We start from the raw sequence: 23343 nt of genomic DNA, 5'->3' as shown, positions 1-23343 counted from the left end.
TATGGAACTGCTTGATCTAGCATTGGCTTGGGCATTTATTATCGGTTTTGGCGTCATCATGTATGTGCTGATGGATGGCTTTGATCTGGGCGTGGGAATTCTGTTTCCTTTTGCACCGTCAGAGCAAGATCGCGACGTTATGATGAACTCTGTTGCGCCCGTATGGGACGGCAACGAAACCTGGCTGGTACTAGGCGGCGCCGGGCTTTTGGGGGCCTTCCCGCTGGTATACAGCATTCTGCTACCGGCCTTGTACATTGGTGTGTTCTTAATGCTCGCTGGCCTGATCTTCCGCGGTATTGCCTTTGAGTTCCGCTTCAAGGCCCGCAGTTCTCGTTATCTTTGGAACTGGGCATTTGCAGGTGGCTCTACCGTGGCAGCGTTCGCTCAGGGCGTTGTTGTTGGCACATACATAGAGGGCTATGAAACAGCTAACGGCGTGTTCACAGGTGGCGCCTTGGATTGGCTTACTCCCTTTACTGTGCTGACTGGGCTTGGCCTGCTTGCAGGTTACGCGCTGCTGGGGTCTACCTGGTTGATTATGAAAACCGAAGGCCGGTTACAGGAGTGGGCCTATAAAATCACCCTGCCCCTGTTGGCGGCCGTGCTTGTTGTATTCGGTATTATCAGTGTTTGGACACCGTTTATTGACGATATGGTTCGGGAACGCTGGTTCTCTAACCTGAGCATAATCTGGGTATTTCCTGCGCTGACTCTGCTTTGCGCTTTCCAGATCTTCCGGTCGGTACGCAACCGTTTTGAGGGTATGCCGTTTGTGGCCACGATGGGATTATTTATTACGACCTATCTTGGGTTGATCGTCAGCCGTTGGCCATATCTTGTACCACCCGACTACACGCTATGGGACGCCGCATCGGCATACGATTCGCAGCTGTTCCTACTAATCGGCCTGTTGATCGTGATTCCTTTTGTGCTGGCGTATACCGCCTGGACCTATTGGGTGTTCCGGGGTAAGGTACGCGCCGGGGAGGGATATCACTAAGTGTCCAGTCCAGCTCTTGACCAGCGCGCAGTCCGGCGCTGGCTTTCAGGGCTTACAAGCGGCAACCGGCGCTGGATTCAGGGTACGGTTGCTGCGGGAACTCTCGCGGGCGTAGCGACTATCGTACAGATGGTCTTTTTGGCGCACATTGTTCATCTTGGGGTTATTGAAAAAGCGTCAGCTTCGGTGCTGGCGCCTTTTTTCGTTGGGCTTGTACTGGCCATTGTGGTTAGGGCGATTGCTCAAGGTGCTCAGGCCCACCTAGCGGCTCAATGCAGCCAACAGGTGCGCCGCACTGCCCGAAGGCAGATTCATCAACATTGGCGCAACAGCGGCCCTCTAGAGCTGGGGCAAATCTCTGCGGGCAGCTTAGCCCGGGAATGGATAGACCACGTTGACGCTTTGCATGGGTACTTCGCCCGCTTTCTGCCTCAGGTGGCGCTATCACTTGTTGTTCCGCTTCTAATTCTAGCGCTGGTGTTCTATCTCGACTGGCTTGCCGGGATCTTTTTGCTTCTTTCCGCGCCTTTGATTCCCTTTTTTATGGCGCTTGTGGGTATGGGTGCGGAAAAGCTTAATCAGCAGCATTTCGAAACCATCAGCAGGTTGTCTGGGCAGTTTTTGGATAAAGTGCGCGGCTTAACCACTCTGCAACTGTTTGGGCAAACCGAAAGTGCAGCACAGGTGATTGAGCAGCGGTCAGACCACTACCGTAAAATTACCCTGAAAACACTGCGCGTTGCGTTTTTATCCTCGGCGGTTCTGGAGTTTTTCGCCTCTGTGGCCATTGCCGTTATCGCCATTTACATTGGTTTTGGTCTTCTGGGCTATATCACCTACGGCCCGTCTTCTGATTTAACCCTCTTCTCCGGGCTTTTGATTTTGCTGCTTGCGCCCGAGTTCTTTCAGCCCTTGCGCACGCTTTCGCAGCATTATCATGACCGGGCAGCTGCCCTTGGCGCTGGCGCGGAGATTTTGGCCAGATTGGGTGAAGTGGAACCGCCTGAGCCTGCAGCAAGCGCAGAGATCGAAGATCATGATAATGCACCTATGCCTCCCGCCTCCATTGCCCACGCCGAAACGATTGAGTTTAGAGCTGTATCTCTGGCTTTTCGTTCAGACCACAAAGTTCTGAACGATGTATCTTTGGTCATCGACAAAGGCGATGTTATTGCGCTAACAGGCCCATCCGGCGGTGGGAAATCCACGCTTTTGAATCTTCTGGCAGGGTTTCTTACGCCAAACAGCGGCGAAGTTCACTTGTTTGGCAAGCCATCCGGAAGCTTTGCCTTCGGCTGGCTCGGCCAGAGCGGCTTTCTTGTGCAGGGTACTTGGGCCGACAACCTTCGGTTAACCAGCCCGAGCTCGTCCGATGTGGCGATCGAAACCGCATTGAGAAATGTTGGCCTTGGCTCCTTGCTAGACAGTCGGGAAGACGGGATTTACAGCAAGGTTGCAGAAGATGGCCAAGGCTTATCCGGGGGCCAAGCCCGGCGCTTGAGTTTGGCGCGGATTTTTGTGGCCAATTACGATGTAATTCTACTGGATGAGCCCACTGCCGGCCTCGACAGCGACAGTGAAATTTTTGTACTGGAGGCGCTCCACAAGCTTGCTCTAGCCGGAAAAACATTGATTTTTTCTACCCATCATCAGGCGCTCTTGGCACTCGCTAACCGGGTACTGCTGGTGTCCGCCGGGGAGGTTAACGATGTTTGAATTAAAACCCTGGCTAAAGTTGATCTACCGCCGCCCGGGACGGCTTTTTGTCGGCGCTTTGCTGATGTTAGCCGCCCTGCTCTCCGGGCTTGGTTTGCTTGCGCTTTCCGGGTGGTTTATCACTGAAACCGCCCTAGTGGGCATTCTTCTGGCAGCCAGCCTACCCGCCACAATAAATCTGTATGTACCCGGCGGGGGTATTCGTTTTTTCGCCGTATCCCGAACAGTTTCCCGCTATGTGGAGCGACTTTATAACCACGATACCGTGCTCAGGCTGTTAACGGACATTCGCGTAGCACTATTCCGTAAGCTTGCGGCTACCGGTCGCGGCCAGAGACGGGAGCTAACCGGAGCCCAATGGCTATCCAGACTGACCAGCGATGTTGATGCGTTGGATACTGTGTACTTGCGCCTGATTGCTCCCGCGGGCTTAGCAGCGTTTGTAACGCTGTTGGTCTTCGGGCTGGCTTGGTTACTGTTTAATATTCAGATTGCTGTAGGCATTGCACTCATACTCAGCGCAGCATTTCTGCTGGCAACGCTGGTTGTTTATGTGCGAACCGTAAAAACCTCCTCTCGCCAAAGTGATCAACAAGAAGCGCTACTGATGGCGGTTGTAGAGCACTTGGAAGGCTTTGCGGAACTTACCGCAGCGGGCCGCACGGGCAAACACGGCGCGTGGCTTTTACGGCAGGCGCATCAGGTGTCGTCAGAGCAGGTAAAAGCCGACTCCCGTACCGGATGGCATCAGGCTGGCTCCCTTTTATTAGTAAATCTAGCTGCAGTGTTTGCGCTTTGGGCGGGTTTTGAACTATTCCGCTCGGGAATTATTTCGGGGCCGGTTTTAGTTCTGCTGCCTATCGCCCTGCTCGGCCTCGCAGAAGTGTACAACATGCTACCTGAAGCCTTCAGCAAGCTAGGGGCCACTCAGGCTTCTGCTGCGCGCCTAAATCGCGACTGCGCAGCGACAAGACATCAAGCTGAATTGGAACCCATTAAACTGCCTGCAGACACGGCCCTGCTGGCTAAAGACCTGACTGTGAAACATCCCGAACATGCGCCGCTTTTAGCGCATTTTAATCTGCAGGTGAAAAAGGGAGAGCGGGTGGGTGTTCTTGGGCATTCAGGAAGCGGAAAGTCATCACTTGCCGATATATTTTCAGGCCTACTAACTCCATCGAGTGGCGGCTGTACGAGTCTGCCCTGCTCTTACCTCACTCAGAAAACCGTGTTGTTCGAAGATAGCTTGCGGGCAAATCTATTGTTGGGCGCTCCGACTGCAAGTGATGCGCAGTTGTGGAGAATCCTGGAGTTGGTAGATTTGGCGCAACGGTTCCTTACTGAAAAAGATCAGCTTGATACTTGGTTAGGCAATTCAGGAAGTCGCTTGTCGGGCGGCGAGGCACGTCGCGTTGCCCTTGCCCGGGTACTTTTGAGCCCCGCTTCTTTGCTTATATTGGACGAGCCTTTTACGGGCGTTGATGCAGCCACGCGAGAGAAAATTATTAAGCAAATGGATGCGTGGTTGGAAGGCAAAGCGGTTATTAGCTTGGCCCACGGGCCGGACGCCCTACCGGGCACCGACCGCGTGGTTCAGCTTACGATTTAAAGCAGCATCTTAGCGAGTTTCAACAACGTCAAACGTGAGCCCAGCTTTGCTGGTTAGGCGATCAAGCAAATGACCGTCCAGTAGCGATGCCGGGGTCCAGAATCCGCCCGGCTGGTCGGCGGGAATGTCGAATGCCAGGCACATACCGGCTTCGCCCAGCATTTTTCCGGTAGATCCGTAACCTGGGTCAGCATCGCCCGTCACTTTTGTGATTATGGTTTTGCCATCCTGAGTGCGACCCACAAAACGCAAATCGTAAAATCCTGCTTTTTGGGCTTCCGGAGTCGGGCCCTCACCCGGCTGGGGTACAAATTTTTCAAGCAGCCAGCGACTTGGCTTGATCGCGGATGCAGTCAGGAAGCCCATCAAGGCAGCGGTAATACCGTAGGCCGTAAGGCGGCCTTTAGTGCCTGTCCCCGTCATCATGGCTTCATCGTAGGTGAACTCTTTGCCATAACGTGCGTTTTGCATCGCGTTGGATCGATGCACAATGCGGGTATTGATTGCCCCCATTACAAAGGGTGCCAGCCATACGTTGAAGGTTTTGTCGAACTCCGCACCTTTAAGGCTGGGCTGGCGTACCTTTGAGCGGTGCTCAGGCGGGCAGATAGAAAATGGGTTGGCAAGTTCTTTGCGCAGTTTAGGGTCGCTTGCAGCTTCTTTGGCGACGTTGATCATAGAGGCAACGGTACCCCCGGATATACCACCTTTAGCAACCTTTACGCGCATGCGTACATCCTGACAGGCTTCACCAAATGTCTTTTCAGACTGTTGCTGCAGGAACCACACGCCCATATCCGATGGGATAGAATCAAATCCGCAACAATGCACAATACGTGCGCCAGATGCCTTTGCTTGATCCTCATAGCGCTCAACCATGCGGCGGATCCACTGAACTTCGCCAGTCAAATCGCAGTAGTCCGTGCCTGTCTCAACACACGCTTTCACCAAAGGCTCACCGTACAAAGCGTAAGGCCCTACCGTGGAGATAATCACGCGGGTTTGGTTGCACATGGCCGTCAGGGCCGCGTCGTCGGTTGAGTCTGCGAGTATAACCGGTAGGTCTTCAGCGCCCTGCCCCAAGCCGGACTTGAGGGTGTTCAGTTTGGATTCTGAACGACCGGCAATGGCCCACTTGACCTCACCTGCAATGCCGTATGAATCAAACAAATATTGCGTGAGTATCTGGCCGACGAAGCTAGTGGCCCCGAAGACAATCAGGTCGTAAGTGGTTTGTGCTGGCTTGGTCATTACCTATCCTTTTTAAGAGGTTTTTCTATGATTATTGAGCGATTTTTACTAAGAGTCGCAATGAACGGATCTTAACAGCTTTAAGCTGATGTTCTAACTTCATACGGAGCGCTTTAGCGTCGTCGTCACGGCCAATCGCACAGCCCCACCTATAAGGCACACTGCTGATTATCGAATAAATGAATCCGCGGAGATATGAATTGGCTACTTTACTCCTGATACTCAGCTTATTTCTCGCCGTGTTCAGCGGAGTTCTTTGCTGGCAAGTGATCGAGCAACGCAAAATCGTTGCTCGAATGATCACCGAGACCAAACAGAAGGACCCCTTGTCCGATTTAGATAAAGAACCGGATTTGATCCTTACGTTAAAAGTGCTCAATCCGATTGCGGTGGCAAAACGTGAATCCCGCTCTGCTCGGGTTTTAGCCGACAAGCTCCCCGTAATGGTGCGTAAAATGGTCTATCAAGAAGTAATAAAAGAACTGGAAGTGGAGATGGTTGAGCGTGGCATCGACGTTGAGTTGAATATTGAGTACCGCTAGGAGAATCCCGCTGTGACTACCTCTCTCGCTTTCGTATTGCTCTTACTGGTGACTGCAACCGGAAGTCTTTTTTATGGGTTTTTACAGCTCCAGCGCTCCAGAACGCTTATGCGCATGCTCAACGCCTACCGCATAGCGGTCAACAGCGATATACAAAAGCGCCGTTTAGATCTTTACGAAGTTCGTAACAGGGCGAAGCTGCTGGAAGATACGGTATCCGGCGGCGCCAGTGCGGTGGAAAAGATGCACAGAGCCATTTCTAATACCACCTTTAGTCTGGTCGCTCGCTTTTCCAAGGACGACGAGTTTCGGCAAAGTGCAATCAAAGCCCGGCAAACCCACGATCAAGCGAGTAAGCAAGTTTACCATGCGGTGCGCACCACCAACAAAGCCATTCACATTCTCGCGGATTCTCTGTTTATCACCAAGGCAGAAAAGCGGGTCATATTGGGAAGGGGCGACCGCTCAGACTCGACTGATAAAGACCAATAGCCTGTTATGTTGATCAATTCTTTTTAAGGCGTTTAAGGTTGGCTTCAACCGTTACTGTGAGTGATTCAAGCTCTTCAGCGCGGGCTAAACCTTCCGCCCTTGCGCGGTAAAGGTGCGGTGTCATCGCCAACAAATCGGCAATGGCGTTTTTGTTTGGCAACGTCAGGCTGTAACGAATAACGTTCGTCTCTACCGTGGTAAACCCATCCGGAGCTGCATTTGAAGGCTGTTTGGGCGCTTTCAGTTCCGGGTAAATGATTTCACGCAGTTCTCTAAGGTGGTCCGGCCCCGCCTCCACCAAAACAGCCTCTCCACCTGAACGTAGCACCCGAGCAAATTCCGGATACACGGGAAAGCCGAATAGGCACAGCACGCAGTCCAATGTTTCCGGAAGTACAGGCAAGTTTGCATTGCTTCCCACAACCCATGCGGGGCCTTTGTATTGCTTGGCAGCTGCCAGCACGGCCCACTTGGAAATATCCAGCCCCACAAGAGATAGCTCGATGGTGTCGGGCGCCTTTTCGGCCAAATAGTGCATGTAATACCCTTCACCACATCCTGCATCCAAGCACGTCATCTTAGTCTTGTGGTCGTTCTTATGAAAAACGGCACAGCTGAGAGCACCTGCAATAGGTTGATAAAAACCAGCGTTCAAAAATCGCTGGCGAGCCGCAACCATCTCTTTATTGTCGCCGGGATCTTTAGAGCGTTTATTCTGCACGGGTAGTAAATGGACATAACCCTGTCGGGCAATATCGAAACTATGACCAGCCTCGCACTGCCAGCTTCTGCCCTTTAGCTGCAACGCAGAACCGTCGAGTGGGCAAGCAAAAGCTTCGAATGCACTGATAGTCATTGAGAGGTATCCGGGTTGGGAAGGCGATTACAAACACATGCTGATAGTTTATTACGTAACAACAAAAAAGACACCCGAAGGTGCCTTTTTCGTTGCCTGATAGAAAGTTACAGAACTTTCTTCAGTTCTTCCTCAAGTTGCGGTACTGCTTCAAACAGATCCGCTACTAGGCCGTAATCGGCAACCTGGAAGATCGGAGCTTCTTCATCCTTGTTGATCGCAACGATCACCTTGGAATCAGACATACCTGCCAAGTGCTGAATCGCACCGGAGATACCCACAGCGATGTACAACTGGGGAGCAACAATTTTACCAGTCTGGCCTACCTGCATGTCGTTCGGCACGAAGCCTGCATCGACCGCTGCACGTGAGGCACCGATACCTGCGCCCAGCACGTCAGCAACCTGCTCCAGCATCTTGAAGTTGTCGCCATTTTGCATGCCGCGACCACCGGAGATAACAATACCGGCACTGGCAAGATCAGGACGATCGGATTCAGCTTTCTGCTCGCCAACAAACGAGGATAGGCCAGCATCTTTAACAACGTCTACCTGCTCAACGGAAGCAGAACCGCCTTCCGCAGCAACCGGATCAAACCCTGTCGGGCGAACGGTTACAACCTTGATGCTATCGCTGGTTTTAACCGTTGCGATGGCATTACCCGCGTAAATCGGGCGAACAAAGGTGTCTTCAGACTCAACGCGGATGATGTCAGATACCTGAGCAACGTCCAGCAGCGCAGCAACGCGCGGCATGAAGTCCTTACCCGTGGTGCCGGCAGAGCTCAGAATGTGGCTGTAACCCTTACCCACTTCCGCTACCAACTCACCTAGGTTTTCACCCAAGAAGTGGCCGTAAGCTGCGTTGTCGGCAACCAATACCTTTGCAACGCCTTCGGCTTTGGCTGCGGCTTCAGCAACAGCACCACAGTTTTCACCAGCAACCAGTACGTCGATATCGCCACCGATGGCCTTGGCAGCCGCTACAACGCTCAGAGTAGCCTGCTTCAGGCTGCTGTTGTCGTGTTCAGCAATTACAAGGATGCTCATTTAGATCACCTTCGCTTCGTTCTTCAGTTTATCGACCAGCTCGGCAACGTCGGCCACTTTAACACCTGCTGAACGGCCAGCCGGTGCTTCAACTTTCAAAGTGGTCAGGCGCGATGCAATTTCAACACCTAGATCAGCCGGGCTCATTGTATCGAGCGGCTTCTTCTTTGCCTTCATAATGTTTGGCAGAGACGCATAGCGAGGCTCATTCAAACGCAGGTCTGTGGTTACAATCGCGGGGAGATTCAGGGAAAGGGTCATAAGGCCACCGTCTACCTCACGGGTAACATTCACTTTTTCGCCATCAACAACCACTTCGGAAGCGAAAGTGCCCTGACCCATTCCGGTCAGCGCAGCCAGCATCTGGCCAGTTTGGTTGTTATCAGAATCGATGGACTGCTTGCCAAGAATGACGAGCTTTGGCTCTTCTTTCTCAACAACGGCTTTAAGTAGCTTGGCCGCGTCAAGAGACTGAACGTCTCCGTCGGCTTCAATGTGGATACCACGGTCAGCACCCAGCGCCAGCGCAGTACGAATCTGCTCCTGACAAGCCTTGGGGCCGATGGAAACCACGACGATTTCGTTTGCAATACCCTTTTCTTTCAGACGAACCGCTTCTTCAACAGCGATTTCGCAGAATGGGTTCATTGCCATTTTGACGTTGGCGAGATCAACACCAGTGTTATCCGGCTTGACACGTACCTTTACGTTGTAGTCGATTACTCGTTTTACAGCGACCAGAACCTTCATAGATTCCTCGTTCTTCTACGATGGGTTAATGACTCTCAACCAAAAACACTCTATTGCAGGCCCTGTGCGGGCGAGTTACAGAACATTTTCGATTGCTTCGTCTCGGTGATATACCGGAATTATGGGTATAGGAACCGAACGTTACAAACAGCGGCCTCACACTGGGGCCATCCGTCACGGCGCACTAATACTGAAGGCAAAGATAAAGTGGGTCAATAGTCCAATGAGACGCCCCACACCTGTTTCCTGAGCCAATCAATCGACACTGCGTCCGCAGTTGATAGCATTACAACCGATTCAGCGGGCTGTATCGCAGCACAAATCTACAATGCCAAAGCTTTGGCCAAATTTCAAACAAACGTTTGTTTGAAACTCTAAATACGTTATTCTTGATGTGCAATAAAGCCGGAGCATTGGGCTATGGGTAGTCGTCTGAGAATACTTTTAACGGTATGATGGCGCTCCAGAAATTAAAAAGCCTGCGGGCATATAATATCCATTAAAGATGTTTGAGGAGACCAACGTGGAACGCGAATCGATGGAATTTGATGTTCTTATCGTCGGCGGCGGGCCTGCTGGCTTGTCGGCAGCTTGCCGAGTTATGCAGTTGGCACAGGAAGCTGGCGAAGAACTGACGGTATGCGTAGTTGAGAAAGGTTCTGAGATTGGTGCACATATTTTGGCTGGCACTGTTTTTGAGCCAACCGCTCTCAATGAACTCTTCCCGGACTGGAAAGAGAAAGGCGCACCCCTGAACACCCCGGTTACCCGTGACGATATTTTCCTGCTAAAAGATCAGGAAAAGGGAACCAAAATCCCGAACGCCTTTGTCCCCAAGAACATGCACAACCATGGCAACTATATTATTAGCCTTGGTAACCTGTGCCGTTGGCTTGGTGAGCAGGCCGAAGCTCTGGGCGTTGAGGTTTACCCGGGCTTTGCTGCAGCCGAGACTATTATTGAAGACGGCCAAGTTAAAGGTATTCTTACCGGCGATATGGGTGTTGCAGCCGACGGTTCTGAAAAAGACGGCTACATGCCAGGTATGGAACTGCGCGCTAAGTACACTTTATTCTCAGAAGGCTGTCGTGGCCATCTAGGCAAGCGGCTGATTAAAGATTTCAAACTGGACGAAGGCAAAGACCCACAGCATTACGGTATCGGCATCAAAGAACTGTGGGACATAGACCCGGCCAAACACGAACCAGGACTGGTTGTACACACCACTGGCTGGCCTTTGACGGAAACCGGTTCAACCGGCGGCTCCTTCCTTTACCACCTTGAAAACGGTCAGGTTTACGTAGGCTTGATTGCTGACCTTGCATACAGCAACCCGCACCTGAGCCCATTTGAAGAGTTCCAGCGTTTGAAGACCCACCCGGAATTCAAGCAATATCTGGAAGGCGGCAAACGTGTTTCTTATGGTGCCCGCGCTCTGACCAAAGGTGGATACAACGCTCTACCCAAGATGAGCTTTCCCGGCGGCCTGCTACTTGGCTGTGATGCAGGTACGCTAAACAGCTCCAAGATTAAAGGCTCCCACACTGCTATGAAATCTGGCCTGCTGGGCGCGGAAGCCGTTTTTGAAGCCCTCAAGAGCGGCAAGAGTGGTGAAGAAATCACCAGCTTTGCTGGTCGCTTTGAGAAGAGCTGGCTGTACAAAGAGCTTTATGACGAGCGCAACTTTGGCCCGGCAATGCACAAGTTTGGTAACTTCATTGGCGGTGCAATCGCATTCTTTGAGCAGAACATTCTGCGCAGAAGTCTGCCTTTCACGCTGCGTGATCTAACACCAGACTACGCTGCGATGAAGCCCGCCGCTGATTGCAAAAAGCCAAACTACCCCAAGCCGGATAATAAGCTGACCTTTGACCGGCTTACCTCGGTGTTTATTTCCAACACCAACCACGCTGAGAACCAACCGGTTCACCTGAAGCTGACTGACCCGGATATTCCCATCAACCATAACCTACCCAAGTACGATGAGCCTGCTCAGCGCTACTGCCCTGCAGGGGTTTACGAGGTGGTTGAGAAGGATGATGGCAGCGGTAAACGGTTCCAGATCAATGCCCAGAACTGTGTTCACTGCAAGACGTGTGACATCAAAGATCCCTCGCAGAACATTACCTGGGTAACGCCGGAAGGCGGTGGTGGACCAAATTATCCCAATATGTAATTTGGCTTACTAACCCAAAGCATCACCAGCTAGTTTTTAATGGTTGCTTTTGAAACGGAGGTACAGCTTAGGCTGCACCTCCGTTTTTTTATGCCTGGCTTATCCCAGACACTAAAAAGGCTCCCGTAGGAGCCTTTTAGAAAACGGAACCAACACTCTTAGTGAGCGTGGCCGTGTTCCTTTTCTTCGTCAGTGGCATCACGCGCTTCGATGACTTCAACATCAAAGTGCAGAGTTTCGCCAGCTAGCGGGTGGTTCGCATCAATGGTGACGGTTTCTTCACTCACTTCCACAACACGAACAACCTGAGGGCCGCCTGGAGTCTGGGCTTGGAACTGCATACCCGGCTCGATAGTGTCTACGCCCTCAAAAGCAGTACGCGGGACTGGCTGAACCAGCTCTTCGTTGATTTCGCCGTAGCCTTCAGCTGGCTCTACAGAAACTTTTACCTGATCGCCTGGGTTCTTTTCGGTGAGTGCGCTTTCCAGCCCACCAATGATGTTTTGTGCACCTTCCAGATAAGCCAATGGCTCGCGACCTTCTCCACGGGAGGAGTCCAGCTCTTCTCCCTGATTGTTGGTAAGCGTGTAGTGGATGGTAACAACGCGAGGTTGGGCCATGTGATCTCCTTGAGTGTCGCAATGACTGTTTGATTGATTAAGGGCAATCGAAAGTAATCATGAACAGCCAGACTGAACAGAGGGACTAACGACCACCAGGCCTCGTTTGAGAGCCGGGCTCGTAACAAGCACGAAAGTACAGTTTAACAACTGATACTGTGCGTTTTCCACCGTCATTTCTGGGGGCGCCTTCAGGCTTTTCAACCGCCCTGCCCGATTTTGTAGAAATTTCCGTGGCTGAAAACGCCTAGCACCGACTTTCCGTTAATGGTTTTCTCCACAACATGCTCTGCTAGGTCGTAGTAGGCAGCAGTTACAAGGCGGGCAACGAGCCCGTGTCGTACCTGCACTATAGGACGAGGTTGCCCGGAGCCATCGTAACTAGTCACTTCGAGTGCATGCTCGTCACCAACCTCAATGGTTTCTCCCACATTGGTTGTCAGCCTTATAATCTGCTGTTCGCCGCTGCCTTCAACGGTAAAAGAGTGGGCCAGCAAGGGGGTGTCTTCAACCTGAATCCGCCATTTCTCTACAGGAGTAACCAGATAGTAGTGACCATCGTCTTCTCGGCGTAGAATCGTGGAAAACAATTTCACGATGGCCTCCCGGCCCAGTGGTTCACCTTTATGAATCCACTGTCCGTCTCTGCTGATTTTCAGATCCATATCGCCAGACAGCTCTGGGTGCCACTTATCGATTGGCGGCCGGCTGACATTCTTAGCGGTTTTCTGCACTTGCTCGGCAAGGTTCTCCGGGCTCTGACTCATAGTTCTGCTCCGCAAACCGGTAATTTATAAACCACGCTGCCATTCAGGTCTTAGCGGAACTGCACCGGGGCTTGTGATAGCAAGGTTAACTTGATCCAAAAGCTTCTGTTTGTCCCGCCCAAGGTTTCCTTTGAGGATTAAATAGTTTGATGCATGGTCACTTCTAAATACGGTCTTCTCCAGCTCAAGGTGCTCCAGAAAAGTGCGAATTTCTTCAAACAAACCTTGTTGGGAAAGCGGAATAAAATCCTCACCAAAACCTTCGCGAAAACGCTCTTCGCCTTGAGGGAAACTTACCACCAGAGTAGACAAGTAGTCCGGCTGGGTTTCGTTGCACAGAGTGGCGGTATTTATCGCGTGTTGGCGCGAAAGCGTTTCACCGCCCAAACCATTGAGCACCATAACTGAGCTGGTCAACCCGGCTTCCCGAATTTTCAGCAAGGCAGATCGAGTTGATTCCCAAGTTTCCCCTTTGTTTATGCGCCGAAGGACTTCGTCGTCTCCTGACTCCATACCAACGTATAGAATCTTCAGTCCCGCTTCTTTTAACTGTTTGAGTTCTTCTACAGTCTTTTTCGCAAGATTCCTCGGCAGGCAATAACTGGAGACTCGTTGCAACTCCGGGAAGGCCGCATTCAGATCGCCCAGAATTTCTAGCAATCTGCGGGTTGGCAGCACCATGGCGTCTCCGTCTGCCAAGAAAACCCGCCTTACACCACCCAAGCTTTTTGCTGCTTTCTCAATATCCTTACGAACATCTTCTGGCTTGCGCGCCCGGAATTTTTTCTGAGGCTGGGTATACATCTCGCAGAAGGTGCATTTATTCCAGGAGCAGCCGTTAGTCACCGGCAGAATCAACGATTTTGCTTCACTGGGAGGCCGAAAAACTGGCTCTACATACTCAATAGGAAAACTGTACATGCTCTGTACTCAATAATTAGAAGTGACTCTGATGCTGAAGTAGTCAGGGCAAAAACTGGGTTTTCAAGTCTGCGCAGCCGGGGCCGACCACTGGCATATCAAGCACCGCAGCCTGCGCGGTCATAAAAGGAATGCCGCGGCGATGCCCGTCAACCAAAAGCGTAGACAAGCTGCCCACTAACGGCATGTGCGACACCAGCATCAGCGGTGTATGCTGGTTCTCAAGTAAGGCGTTTAAGCAGGTCCCGGGATCGTCTTCCGGGGTAATGTAGGTCTTTTCCTCCACCGGGCAATTCAGAATTTCAGAAACAATAGCTGCCGTCTGTCTTGCCCGCACATAGGGGCTACTCCAAATTTGAACAGGCCGCCAAGGCGACGCGGCTATCTGGGCAGCGCAGTTTGCAACTTGTTGCCGGCCGGTTTCGGTGAGCGTTCGCTCTTGGTCCAGCGAGTGCCAGCCAGCCTCACCATGGCGCATGATAAGCAGGTGCATAAGCAACCTCCGGTATTACTCAGCGATGGTTCTAGGCAGAATAAACTCAACGTCGGAGTTCTGTACAGACATCATCAGGCTATTTATTACTGCGCTGATGGACGCATCCCCGTAGAGAATTTCATAGAGGCCGCGTACCAGAGGCATGTATATCCCTATGGCTTCAGCCTTTTCTTTTACCAATTCCAGCGTGTAAATGCCTTCTGCTACCTGACCCAGTTCAGCCACTGCGTCATCCAGTTTCTTCCCTTGGCCAACAGCATGGCCAACCCGGAAGTTACGGCTTTTTGAGGACGTACAGGTAACAATTAAATCACCTACACCGGCCAGCCCCATAAACGTCATTGGGTTGGCACCGAGGCTGACAGCAAAACGGCTCATTTCTGCCAGCCCGCGTGTAATCAACATAGCATTGGCATTCTCACCCATGTTTAGCGCAGAGGCCAAGCCAGCAACAATCGCGTAGATATTCTTGAGTGCGCCCGCAAGCTCAACGCCGTAAATATCAACGTTGGCATATACGCGGAAATACTCGCACCCCAGCAGATCCTGAACAGCTCGCCTTACTTCCGGGTCCTTAGCGGCGATAACCGTTGCTGTAAGGTCTCGATTTACAATTTCACTCGCCAAATTCGGGCCGCTCAATACGCCAATGCGGCAGCGGGGAATTTCCTCCTGAAGAACCTCACTCATGAGCTTAAAGCCGTGCGCTTCGATGCCTTTTGTAAGGCTTACAACAATCTGCCCTTCACGGAATTTGTCGCTGTTTTCACGTATGACTGCGCGGAAGGCCTTACTGGGGATAGCTACAAATACGATCTCTGCTTGGCGGACAGCGCCCGCAAGATCTGTGGTCGGCTGTATGTCGCCTTTAATTTCCACATCGGGCATGTAACGACTGTTTATACCAGTAGTGCGGATTTCTTCGGCCTGAGCCTCATCGCGCATCCAGAAGTGCACCCGATGGCCATTCTCACCGAGCACTTTTGCCATGGCAGAACCGAAGCTGCCGCCTCCGAGAACCGCCACATCATGCACCGGCTCTTCGGCCTCATTTGCAAGAGGCTTATTTTTTTCAGGCATAGTTGTTCCGTCTTTATTTAATTCAGATACGAATCAGCGAAGCCGAAATGAGAAGTGTGACCTTTAGCCGGGCTCTTCACATTCCAAAGCACGCACCAGATTCTTGAACTCTTCCCGATTTTGTTTATTCAGCCCCATAAGCACTTTGTGGGCGTCCAGTACCTTATCCCGAACGTCTTGTTCACTTGCCTTTAGCACAGGTATTTCTTCAAGTTCTTCAATGCGCGAGGCGGGCTCACGAACAATAATAAAGATCTTATCGAACCCCATGGAGGTGATAATACGGGTAATGTCCGGGTTGGTGGAGATCAGCGTGGGTAAAAAGTGGCTTTGCTTTTGGGCTGCCATGGCGATCTTGGCGAGCAGGCCGAGGGTAGTACTGTCTATGATCTCGGTTTCAGTGAGATCGATCACCACAGTTTTGAACTGCGGATCCAAGGTAATGGAATCAACCAGATTGTCTAATGTACAGCATAGGTTCAGCCGGATTTCTCCAATGAACTTCAGAACATAAATGCCCTGTTTTTCAGCCTGCAGAATTTTATAACCAGCCATGTCTCTCACACTGCCACTATTTCATCGACGTGTTGTCTGACACTGTCACCGTATCAGTAACCGTCACAATACCGATATCGTCCGGTAACTCTGTGATCTCGTCGAGGTTAAGAGCCTCGCTAAGAGATGCGACAGTGTGACGACCTGCAGATACGAGTTCAAGTAGTCTCTGCTCCTTTTCATCAAGACTCTTCTGTTTTATCACCTCCAGAATTCCGTCTGAAAATAGAATCAGGTGAAAAGGCTTATCCAGTGAGACTTCATAAACCTCCCACTGCGGCGATTCAAAGAGCCCGATAGGAAGCCCGCTACCTTCCAGAAACGCTGTCTCTCCGCCTTCGAAGGAAAGCACCGGCATTGGGAAGTGAGCCCCCACCGAATACTTTAATTTACGCTCACTCAGGGAAATAATACCAACAAACATTGTTACGTGTTTTCCCAGGCCCGTATCCAGCAACTCCGAGTTGATGCGTTGAAGAAAACGGTCGGGGTAGAGAATGTCGTCAGTAGACCCCCGGCGTAGGTTGCGTTGTAAACGATTACTGAGGTTTTTCAGTAGCACCGTTACAAAGGCAGAACTGGCGCCGTGACCAGAAACGTCGGCGATATAGACCAGTGTTTTATCTTCGGTGAGCGGAAAATAATCCAGAAAGTCGCCGCTCAGATAGAGCGACGGCTTAATTAAGTGATCCACAAACAAACCACCGGTGAACTGCTCTTTCTCCGGCAGCATGCGAAGTTGAACTTTGCGCCCAGCTCTCTGATCTGCGCGCAATTCAGCAATACCGTCTCGTAGGTCTCGATTGGCTTCTTCCAGCTCTTGCCGATATAACTGGTTCAGACGGCTCAAACGTACACGATCAAGCAGCTTGCGAATCACGTCGCCCAGAGCTTTCTTGTCTTTACCAAAAGGCTTAAGCACGAAATCGGAAGCGCCTGCTCGAAGCGCATCGACGACCTGCTTGCTGGATTCACTGCATGAGAAGGCAACAATGGGCGTGAGGGATTCGGCTTCCTCCAGATGGTCCGCCAGGCTTTCTATCTGCACGGGATCCAGATCTGCAAAGATAACATCGGGCATGTTATCGTCAATTACCGCACTGGCAGTTGAGAGATCGCGATAGCCTGAGACGTAAAAGCCTCTGGTTTCAAGGTGGCGCGCAAGATCTGCACGAGCCTTCTCGTCTGAATCAATGATCAGTATTCGAATAAGTAGGCGCCCGGTGCGCGAGGTCATGGCTGCTGCCCTAAACTACCAGCGATAAACGAAAAATGGCGTGTCAAAACCTATTTTGGCATGCCCCTGTGATATAACAAGGCCAGTTTGGCCAAATCCGGAGATTCCTGCGAATGAGAAGAGCGGTAAATGACCTGTTAGGGGCTTATGACAAGCTGATTATGGACCCGGTTCACGGCGCGATTCCGTTATACCGGCACGAAGTTCAGGTGATTGACCATCCGCTTTTCCAACGTCTGCGCAATATTTGCCAGAACGACATCCTCAGCTTGGTATTCCCCGGTGCCACGCACTCCCGCTTTTTGCACAGTATTGGCGTAATGCATGTGGGCACTCGCATGTTCCGCTCAATGATTGACGCCTACCTGCGGGAGCGTCAACTCAGTGAGCAAACCGACCTGAGCTTGAATCAACTGGATGCTATTGATTACTTGGCCAAAACCATCCGCCTTGGCTGTCTGCTTCACGACAGTGGACACTCTAGCTTCTCCCACCAGTTCACTCAGGCTCAACGGATTCGCGAACTCATGAGTCGCCCAGGGCGGTTTGCCGACCTTTGGGAAGGTGTTGATTACTCCGCCTACCATAGCGCAGAGCCGGAAGAACTTGAGCATGAGCACTATTCCGTTCGGGTAGCGCACGATGTGCTATCCGTAGTGGATTTGGACGCAGCAGGCCTCCACGCTCAAGATGTTATCGGAATAATGGAGACCACAGAGGTTACGCCCAGCGATACCTTCTGTCGCCATGCTCGAACTTTTTGGGGCTTCATTGCGGGTGAAGACGCTGAAGCCGGATCGTTGATCAGCGACAACATTCCACGCTTGGTTCTGGATCTGCTCTCATCCATCGTATCTGGTGAGATTGACGCCGACCGCGCCGATTACATGCTGCGTGATGGGTTTCATTCGTCCGTTACGATTGGCGGGTTCAATCTTGACCATCTTTTAAGCAACTTACGTTTTGGCTGGGATGAGTCAGAACCCTGGTTGGGCCTAGCCATTACCCAGAAAGGTCTTGGCGCGCTGGAGGACTTTGTTTACAGCCGCTATCAGATGTACCGCAAAGTCTATGCCCACAAAACAGCTCTGGGGTTTGACTGGCTACTGAGAGAAGCCATTAACGAGGTTTTGGAAGACCCGGAAAGCTTTGAATGGATCGACACCTGCCTCAGCAATATGCGGTACTTTGCCGAACTCACAGACAACTTTTTTTGGGAAGCCTTCCGGAAAGTCGCCCGCCAGCGACCTGAGAGCTTCTCGTTCTGTATTGTGAACCGGGTAAAATTGAACCACCTAGATACACGGGAAGATCTTTCCACCAGCGGCATTGCCAGTCACAGCGCTTGGCTGGCCGAAGCAATGGAGCTTAACCCGGCCCATGTGGTTACCTGCTCCATGCGGGCTCGCTTTTCCAATATTCAGGACAACTTCAATGGCATTAAGGTATTGGTTCGAGACCCTGTTAACCGTACCCGCTCGCTGAAAAAGATCACCAATGTAAGTGCCTTTTTCAGCAAGTTCAGCGACGGAACCATCACCCATTTCTACACAAGGCCAGACACCACCGTAAAGCCCAGCCTCGGAGTTAACGGCTAACAGGTTGATCTTTGCAGGCAGCCACCAAACTGGAGGCGCTGTCGAAGGCGCCTTCAACCCTGCCACCGCTGAGCCAATCGCCCGCAAGGCCGATGCCGTGATCTTCAAACCAGAGATGGCCGGGATTGGCACCACCTTCTGAGCGAGCATAGAGCCAGCGGTGAGCAACGGAATCCGTCACCATTGCCGTTGTACCTGTCAGCTCCCGAAATGCCGCAATGAGCTCTTCCGTGACCTTTTCAGGCGCCGCATCAACATGTTGCTCAGTCCATTCAGGGTTCGCGTGTAACACCCACCATACGCCTTCGCTGTTCTGGTCCGAGGTTTTACGGCCGGGCTTACTGGAATTGTTGGCAACCCAGAACAGCGCCCGGTGATTACACCGCATGCCAACGTGGCGCGGCCATGGGTTTTCTGTAAATTGCGCAGCCACCGCCCAGCAAGGCAAAACCCGGCTTACGGCATCGTTAAGCTCCGCAGCCAGTTCCGGTAAATTGCTTTGTGCAAGCAAATCTCTGGCCTGAGCTGGCGGCGCGGTGATAATTACCTGATCGAATTCGCCTACTTCATCACCGCTGGTATCAGTGAGCCGCCAGCCTTTGCTGTTTCGTTTTAAGCTCTCTATGCGCGTTTCCGCAATCAGATTTACATGGCTGGAAAGAGCCCGGGAAATCGCTGTCATTCTCGGCACGCCCACGTACCGGTGTTCATCAGGGAACGCCTGCCACTGGCCTTCTTTATCCTGAAAACCAAATGAGCCATCCCAAGTATTAAAACTTCGGCTGCCAGCAAATTCTTCAAGGAACGGAAGAAAGTCCGGAGTGCGAGACGTGAAATACTGCGCTCCAATATCCGCCGATCCCTCTGCAACCCGTTTCGCGGCAAGCCTGCCACCGGGACCACGGCTTTTTTCGAACACAGTCACGTCGTGTCCCAGCTGTTTTAGCTTTATAGCAGCAGTCAAACCCGCTAGGCCTGAACCAACGATCGCGGTACGGCGTATAACATTTTTAGTGAGCGTCTCATTAAACATGGTTTATGGTGCATCCAAGTACTGTGGTCAGAGCGTACAAACCAGCAAGCGACAAAGCCCGGTACTTCGGAAAACATCGCTGAACAGGTTCCATTCAGAAAAAGGCAGTCAGGGTATGACCCGCGTTCAAAACTTATTTGTAAACATTCTAAGGTGGTTCGATTCCGAAGCAGGTTTGGATCACATAGACAGAACCTCCCGTTCTTTCAGCTTCGTGCGCGTAATTCCGTTTATTGCGTTACATTTGGCCTGCCTGTTGGCATTTTATACAGGTGTAAGTGCATTCGCCGTCGGTTTCGCACTCATCTTCTTTGTTGTCAGAATGTTTGCCATTACCGGATTCTACCATCGCTACTTTGCCCATAAGACATTCAAAACCAGTCGCCAGGCGCAGTTTATATTTGCTGTGTTAGGTGCAAGCGCTGCCCAACGTGGACCGCTTTGGTGGGCTGCCCACCATAGGCACCACCACCAGCACTCGGACCGCGAGCAGGATTTGCACTCCCCGCATCAAGGCGGCTTCTGGTGGTCCCATATGGGGTGGTTTACCTGTGACGCAGGCTTTGTTACAGACGAACGTCGCATTCGCGACTGGTTAAAGTTTCCTGAACTGAGAGTCATCAACCGATTTGACGCGCTGGTACCTGCTGCTGCCGCGATTTTAATTTATGGCACAGGCGAAGCCCTTGCAGTATGGGCGCCGGGGCTTGGCACCAACGGCCTGCAGATGCTGGTGTGGGGCTTCTTTATCTCTACGGTTGTCCTGTTTCACGCCACCGTGTCCATCAACTCACTGTCGCACGTTTGGGGCAAGCGACGATTCGATACCTCTGACGACAGTCGCAATAACTTCTGGCTCGCCCTCCTGACGTTAGGGGAAGGCTGGCACAACAATCATCACCGTTGGCCCCAATCCGTTCGACAGGGCTTCCGCTGGTACGAAATCGACGTAACCTGGTATGGGCTTTGGGCTCTGTCGAAACTGGGCATTATCTGGGATCTAAACCCGATACCTAAACACATTCAAGAAGAAACCCGCCAACGCGATCAAATGAGGAGGGCGCAAAAATGACAACCGCCCCAGTAATAGAAGTAGGACACCCTAACTGTGCTGTGCCCGCAACTCTGGAGGACTTTAAGGCTCTGTTTAACCAGTTGGATAAGGGAAACCTGCATACCCTACCAGCGGTGTATAGCGAAAACATAAGGTTTCAGGACCCATTGGGTCAGGTCGAAGGTCTTGATGCACTAACTCAGTACTTCGCTAGCGCCTACACAAATGTTATTTCATGTCACTTTGTTTTTGAGGACTCGGTGGTCCAAGGCAGCTCCGCCTCCATTCCTTGGGTGATGCACCTTCGCCACAAGCGCATTCGTGGTGGCCATGAGATACAGGTTGCAGGCATTAGTCATGTGGTCGTGAAAAACGGCAAAATATGCTACCACCGAGACTATTTCGACGCTGGGCAACTGCTGTATGAAAACCTCCCTGTGATCGGTGGTGTCATCCGCTGGGTGAAGGGTTACGCAGGATGAGTAAACGTCTCGACTCTGTATCTAACATATGGATTACCGGCGCCAGCTCTGGCATCGGTGAATCAGTAACCCGTGCATTGATACGCGGCAAACACCGGCTGATAGTTACCGGGCGCCGCGTAGAGCCTCTGGATCAGTTGAAAACACTCGGGCCAGAGCGCGTCGCAACGGCAGCGGCAGATACAACCAGCAAGGAGGATTTGCAATCGATTTCCGCAACATTGGAATCCTTCGGCGAGTTAAATATGGCTATTCTGAATGCTGGCACTTGTGAGTATCTGGATGCCGCTCACTACAGCAGTGATGTGATCGAGAAGAACATATATACCAACGTGATTGGCACAGCCCGTTGTGTTGAAATTGCCTTGCCTGCGTTGCGGCGCACCAGAGCCAAAGGGTTGCCTGCCACTTTGGTTATTGTAGGCTCGTCCGCTTGGTGGTTTCCGTTTGCCCGTGCGGAGGGTTACGGCGCATCCAAAGCAGCCCTAGCCTATTTTGCCCAAAGCCTAAGAGCCGATTTGGCTGTAGAAGGTATTGATGTTGTGTTGGTGTCGCCCGGCTTTGTGAAAACGCCACTGACCGACCGGAATGATTTCCCTATGCCTTTTCTAGTCACAGCCGAAGATGCTGCAGAGCGAATCGTCAGCGGTCTTACTAAAGGCCACAACGAAATTGCCTTCCCGAAACGCTTTACATGGATTTTGAAGTGTCTGGGCGCCCTGCCCCAGTCATTAATTGACCGCATGGCCGCTTCCATGGCCCGTAAAAGTTCAAGCGAACAGGATACATAATGAATAACGAACGTCAGCGTATTGCGGTTATTGGCGCCGGAGTCTCCGGCCTTACAGCAGCGTGGCTTCTCGCTGAAAAGCACGATGTCGAAATATTTGAGGCCGCTGACTACGCCGGTGGCCACACCAATACCGAGTTTGTAGAAGCCGGGGGGCGCATCTGGCCGGTAAATACGGGGTTTATTGTGTTCAACGATTGGACATACCCGAATTTTATGCGCCTTATGGAGAGATTGGGAGTGCCCTCGGAAGTCAGCGACATGAGCTTCAGTGTAGATAGCAGCACAACGGGCCTGCAATACAACGGCACGAGTTTAAACACCCTCTTCGCCCAGCGTAAAAATCTGTTTAATGTCCGCTTTTTAAATATGGTGCGGGAAATCCTGAGGTTCAATAAAGAAACCCGTGCTGACATGGCTGCCGGTAAGATCCTCAGTACAGAAACACTCGGAGAATACTTAAACCGTAATGGCTATTCCCGGTACTTCCGCAACTACTACATTGTACCTATGGGAGCAGCCATCTGGTCGGCCCCGGAAATCGTTCTCAAACAGTTCCCAATACGCTTTTTTCTCCAGTTCTTTAATAACCACGGCATGTTGTCAGTGGACGATCGCCCAACGTGGCGGGTTATTTCGGGTGGTTCTGCGCAGTATGTGAAGGCCATGATGGAAAGACTCGGAAAACACACGCACTTGAATACGCCAGTACAGGCGGTTAGCCGGGATGAAAATGGCGTTACGGTTACCCTAGAAGACCAGACTCGTGAGTTCGATCAGGTTATTTTTGCTTGCCATAGTGATCAAGCGCTAGCCATGCTAGCCGACCCGAGTGATACAGAGCGTGATATTCTAGGAGCCATTCCGTACCAGAAGAACGATGTGGTGCTGCACACAGACAGCAGCGTTCTGCCAGATAATCGCAGGGCTTGGGCCGCGTGGAATTACTATATTCCAAAGCACAGCACAGAGCCGGTTTCGGTAACATACAACATGAACGTGCTGCAGAACTTCCATCAGGCTCCAGAGGTTTTTTGCGTCACCCTAAACCGAAGCCAAGATATTGCCCAAGACAAGGTCATCAAGCGCTTCAATTATTCTCACCCAGTGTTCACCTTGGATGCGGTAGAAGCTCAGGAGCGTTACAGCGAGATTGGTAACAAAAATCGCACGCATTACTGCGGCGCCTATTGGTTCAATGGTTTCCATGAAGATGGCGTGCGTAGCGCGCTGCGGGTAACCAGTGACTTTGGTGTGGAGCTCTGA

General features: G+C 51.7%; 23 protein-coding genes. 11 read left to right on the top strand and 12 right to left on the bottom strand.

Annotation, left to right across the window (positions count from 1 at the left end; all coding sequences use genetic code 11):
- Position 1: 1 nt before the first annotated feature.
- From cydB to cydC, 3 genes are read left to right on the top strand one after another with little or no spacing between them, the layout of a single operon-like run.
- Entirely contained in the window at positions 2 to 1003 is a 1002-nt protein-coding gene (cydB, locus tag MWU62_RS09580) for a cytochrome d ubiquinol oxidase subunit II (protein WP_247114636.1), read from the top strand.
- Entirely contained in the window at positions 1004 to 2719 is a 1716-nt protein-coding gene (gene cydD / locus MWU62_RS09575) for a thiol reductant ABC exporter subunit CydD (protein WP_247114635.1), read from the top strand.
- Positions 2712 to 4328: a thiol reductant ABC exporter subunit CydC gene (cydC, locus tag MWU62_RS09570; protein WP_247114634.1), complete on the top strand. Its 1617-nt coding sequence runs from the start codon at positions 2712 to 2714 to the stop codon at positions 4326 to 4328. The genes cydD and cydC overlap by 8 nt, the downstream gene beginning before the upstream one ends.
- Positions 4329 to 4337: 9 nt before the next feature.
- On the opposite strand, the gene MWU62_RS09565 is transcribed toward cydC, so the two are convergent.
- Positions 4338 to 5579: a saccharopine dehydrogenase NADP-binding domain-containing protein gene (locus MWU62_RS09565; protein WP_247114633.1), complete on the bottom strand. Its 1242-nt coding sequence runs from the start codon at positions 5577 to 5579 to the stop codon at positions 4338 to 4340.
- Positions 5580 to 5779: 200 nt separating this feature from the next.
- On the opposite strand from MWU62_RS09565, the gene MWU62_RS09560 reads away from it, so the two are divergent.
- Together MWU62_RS09560 and MWU62_RS09555 are read left to right on the top strand one after the other, a co-directional pair.
- Entirely contained in the window at positions 5780 to 6121 is a 342-nt protein-coding gene (locus MWU62_RS09560) for a hypothetical protein (RefSeq protein ID WP_247114632.1), read from the top strand.
- Positions 6122 to 6133: 12 nt separating this feature from the next.
- Positions 6134 to 6613 (top strand): hypothetical protein, encoded by a 480-nt coding sequence (locus tag MWU62_RS09555; RefSeq protein WP_247114631.1) that lies wholly within the window; start codon positions 6134 to 6136, stop codon positions 6611 to 6613.
- A gap of 13 nt (positions 6614 to 6626) precedes the next feature.
- Here the strand turns inward: MWU62_RS09555 and MWU62_RS09550 are convergent, their stop codons facing one another.
- From MWU62_RS09550 to MWU62_RS09540, 3 genes are all read right to left on the bottom strand, one after another.
- Entirely contained in the window at positions 6627 to 7469 is an 843-nt protein-coding gene (locus MWU62_RS09550; RefSeq protein ID WP_247114630.1) for a putative RNA methyltransferase, read from the bottom strand.
- Between the two features lie 107 nt (positions 7470 to 7576).
- Complete coding sequence (locus MWU62_RS09545) at positions 7577 to 8518, bottom strand: FAD-binding protein (protein WP_247114629.1); 942 nt, start codon at positions 8516 to 8518, stop codon at positions 7577 to 7579.
- Positions 8519 to 9268 carry an electron transfer flavoprotein subunit beta/FixA family protein gene (locus MWU62_RS09540; protein WP_247114628.1) on the bottom strand — a complete coding sequence of 250 codons (750 nt, stop codon included), beginning with the start codon at positions 9266 to 9268 and terminating at the stop codon, positions 8519 to 8521. It lies immediately after the preceding gene.
- A gap of 523 nt (positions 9269 to 9791) precedes the next feature.
- On the opposite strand from MWU62_RS09540, the gene MWU62_RS09535 reads away from it, so the two are divergent.
- On the top strand, positions 9792 to 11444 hold the full coding sequence (locus MWU62_RS09535) for an electron transfer flavoprotein-ubiquinone oxidoreductase (protein WP_247114627.1): 1653 nt from the start codon (positions 9792 to 9794) through the stop codon (positions 11442 to 11444).
- A gap of 158 nt (positions 11445 to 11602) precedes the next feature.
- On the opposite strand, the gene MWU62_RS09530 is transcribed toward MWU62_RS09535, so the two are convergent.
- The 7 genes from MWU62_RS09530 to MWU62_RS09500 all read right to left on the bottom strand — a co-directional run bounded on the left by MWU62_RS09530 (position 11603) and on the right by MWU62_RS09500 (position 17120).
- Complete coding sequence (locus MWU62_RS09530) at positions 11603 to 12064, bottom strand: peptidylprolyl isomerase (protein ID WP_247114626.1); 462 nt, start codon at positions 12062 to 12064, stop codon at positions 11603 to 11605.
- A gap of 200 nt (positions 12065 to 12264) precedes the next feature.
- On the bottom strand, positions 12265 to 12831 hold the full coding sequence (locus MWU62_RS09525) for a DUF1285 domain-containing protein (RefSeq protein ID WP_247114625.1): 567 nt from the start codon (positions 12829 to 12831) through the stop codon (positions 12265 to 12267).
- A gap of 24 nt (positions 12832 to 12855) precedes the next feature.
- A complete protein-coding gene (locus tag MWU62_RS09520; RefSeq protein ID WP_247114624.1) occupies positions 12856 to 13752 on the bottom strand; it encodes a radical SAM protein in 897 nt (298 codons plus the stop codon).
- 43 nt (positions 13753 to 13795) lie between these two features.
- Entirely contained in the window at positions 13796 to 14245 is a 450-nt protein-coding gene (gene sixA / locus MWU62_RS09515; protein ID WP_247114623.1) for a phosphohistidine phosphatase SixA, read from the bottom strand.
- A 15-nt stretch (positions 14246 to 14260) separates the two neighbouring features.
- Entirely contained in the window at positions 14261 to 15328 is a 1068-nt protein-coding gene (locus MWU62_RS09510; RefSeq protein ID WP_247114622.1) for an NAD(P)H-dependent glycerol-3-phosphate dehydrogenase, read from the bottom strand.
- 63 nt (positions 15329 to 15391) lie between these two features.
- Positions 15392 to 15883, bottom strand: coding sequence for an STAS domain-containing protein (locus tag MWU62_RS09505; protein ID WP_200364666.1), 492 nt, complete (start codon positions 15881 to 15883; stop codon positions 15392 to 15394).
- A gap of 16 nt (positions 15884 to 15899) precedes the next feature.
- A complete protein-coding gene (locus MWU62_RS09500; protein ID WP_247114621.1) occupies positions 15900 to 17120 on the bottom strand; it encodes a SpoIIE family protein phosphatase in 1221 nt (406 codons plus the stop codon).
- A 113-nt stretch (positions 17121 to 17233) separates the two neighbouring features.
- On the opposite strand from MWU62_RS09500, the gene MWU62_RS09495 reads away from it, so the two are divergent.
- Positions 17234 to 18718 carry a phosphohydrolase gene (locus MWU62_RS09495; RefSeq protein ID WP_247114620.1) on the top strand — a complete coding sequence of 495 codons (1485 nt, stop codon included), beginning with the start codon at positions 17234 to 17236 and terminating at the stop codon, positions 18716 to 18718.
- On the opposite strand, the gene MWU62_RS09490 is transcribed toward MWU62_RS09495, so the two are convergent.
- Positions 18708 to 19751 carry an FAD-dependent oxidoreductase gene (locus MWU62_RS09490; RefSeq protein ID WP_247114619.1) on the bottom strand — a complete coding sequence of 348 codons (1044 nt, stop codon included), beginning with the start codon at positions 19749 to 19751 and terminating at the stop codon, positions 18708 to 18710. The genes MWU62_RS09495 and MWU62_RS09490 overlap by 11 nt on opposite strands.
- A 115-nt stretch (positions 19752 to 19866) precedes the next feature.
- Between MWU62_RS09490 and MWU62_RS09485 the strand changes: the two genes are divergently transcribed.
- Genes MWU62_RS09485 through MWU62_RS09470 form a run of 4 tightly spaced genes read left to right on the top strand, consistent with a single transcriptional unit; the run spans position 19867 to position 23343 of the window.
- A complete protein-coding gene (locus MWU62_RS09485) occupies positions 19867 to 20823 on the top strand; it encodes an acyl-CoA desaturase (protein WP_247114618.1) in 957 nt (318 codons plus the stop codon).
- Positions 20820 to 21287 carry a nuclear transport factor 2 family protein gene (locus MWU62_RS09480; protein WP_247114617.1) on the top strand — a complete coding sequence of 156 codons (468 nt, stop codon included), beginning with the start codon at positions 20820 to 20822 and terminating at the stop codon, positions 21285 to 21287. Before MWU62_RS09485 ends, MWU62_RS09480 begins: the two co-directional genes overlap by 4 nt.
- Positions 21284 to 22078 carry an SDR family NAD(P)-dependent oxidoreductase gene (locus MWU62_RS09475; protein ID WP_247114616.1) on the top strand — a complete coding sequence of 265 codons (795 nt, stop codon included), beginning with the start codon at positions 21284 to 21286 and terminating at the stop codon, positions 22076 to 22078. The genes MWU62_RS09480 and MWU62_RS09475 overlap by 4 nt, the downstream gene beginning before the upstream one ends.
- A complete protein-coding gene (locus MWU62_RS09470) occupies positions 22078 to 23343 on the top strand; it encodes an FAD-dependent oxidoreductase (protein ID WP_247114615.1) in 1266 nt (421 codons plus the stop codon). Before MWU62_RS09475 ends, MWU62_RS09470 begins: the two co-directional genes overlap by 1 nt.

It is taken from the genome of Marinobacter sp. S6332 (assembly GCF_023016045.1).
Classification (GTDB): Bacteria; Pseudomonadota; Gammaproteobacteria; order Pseudomonadales; family Oleiphilaceae; genus Marinobacter.
The sequence above is the reverse complement of the archived record's forward strand: the minus strand, read 5'-3'. Positions and strand labels throughout refer to the sequence as shown.

Coding starts and splice junctions, on each gene's coding strand:
- cydC (WP_247114634.1), top strand. CDS start 2,712: ATGTTTGAATTAAAACCCTGGCTAAAGTTGATCTACCGCCGCCCGGGA.
- MWU62_RS09485 (WP_247114618.1), top strand. CDS start 19,867: ATGACCCGCGTTCAAAACTTATTTGTAAACATTCTAAGGTGGTTCGAT.
- MWU62_RS09540 (WP_247114628.1), bottom strand. CDS start 9,268: ATGAAGGTTCTGGTCGCTGTAAAACGAGTAATCGACTACAACGTAAAG.
- MWU62_RS09545 (WP_247114629.1), bottom strand. CDS start 8,518: ATGAGCATCCTTGTAATTGCTGAACACGACAACAGCAGCCTGAAGCAG.
- MWU62_RS09480 (WP_247114617.1), top strand. CDS start 20,820: ATGACAACCGCCCCAGTAATAGAAGTAGGACACCCTAACTGTGCTGTG.
- MWU62_RS09490 (WP_247114619.1), bottom strand. CDS start 19,751: ATGTTTAATGAGACGCTCACTAAAAATGTTATACGCCGTACCGCGATC.
- MWU62_RS09495 (WP_247114620.1), top strand. CDS start 17,234: ATGAGAAGAGCGGTAAATGACCTGTTAGGGGCTTATGACAAGCTGATT.
- MWU62_RS09505 (WP_200364666.1), bottom strand. CDS start 15,883: ATGGCTGGTTATAAAATTCTGCAGGCTGAAAAACAGGGCATTTATGTT.
- MWU62_RS09530 (WP_247114626.1), bottom strand. CDS start 12,064: ATGGCCCAACCTCGCGTTGTTACCATCCACTACACGCTTACCAACAAT.
- MWU62_RS09520 (WP_247114624.1), bottom strand. CDS start 13,752: ATGTACAGTTTTCCTATTGAGTATGTAGAGCCAGTTTTTCGGCCTCCC.
- MWU62_RS09550 (WP_247114630.1), bottom strand. CDS start 7,469: ATGACTATCAGTGCATTCGAAGCTTTTGCTTGCCCACTCGACGGTTCT.
- cydB (WP_247114636.1), top strand. CDS start 2: ATGGAACTGCTTGATCTAGCATTGGCTTGGGCATTTATTATCGGTTTT.
- sixA (WP_247114623.1), bottom strand. CDS start 14,245: ATGCACCTGCTTATCATGCGCCATGGTGAGGCTGGCTGGCACTCGCTG.
- MWU62_RS09500 (WP_247114621.1), bottom strand. CDS start 17,120: ATGACCTCGCGCACCGGGCGCCTACTTATTCGAATACTGATCATTGAT.
- MWU62_RS09470 (WP_247114615.1), top strand. CDS start 22,078: ATGAATAACGAACGTCAGCGTATTGCGGTTATTGGCGCCGGAGTCTCC.
- MWU62_RS09475 (WP_247114616.1), top strand. CDS start 21,284: ATGAGTAAACGTCTCGACTCTGTATCTAACATATGGATTACCGGCGCC.
- MWU62_RS09510 (WP_247114622.1), bottom strand. CDS start 15,328: ATGCCTGAAAAAAATAAGCCTCTTGCAAATGAGGCCGAAGAGCCGGTG.
- MWU62_RS09565 (WP_247114633.1), bottom strand. CDS start 5,579: ATGACCAAGCCAGCACAAACCACTTACGACCTGATTGTCTTCGGGGCC.
- MWU62_RS09525 (WP_247114625.1), bottom strand. CDS start 12,831: ATGAGTCAGAGCCCGGAGAACCTTGCCGAGCAAGTGCAGAAAACCGCT.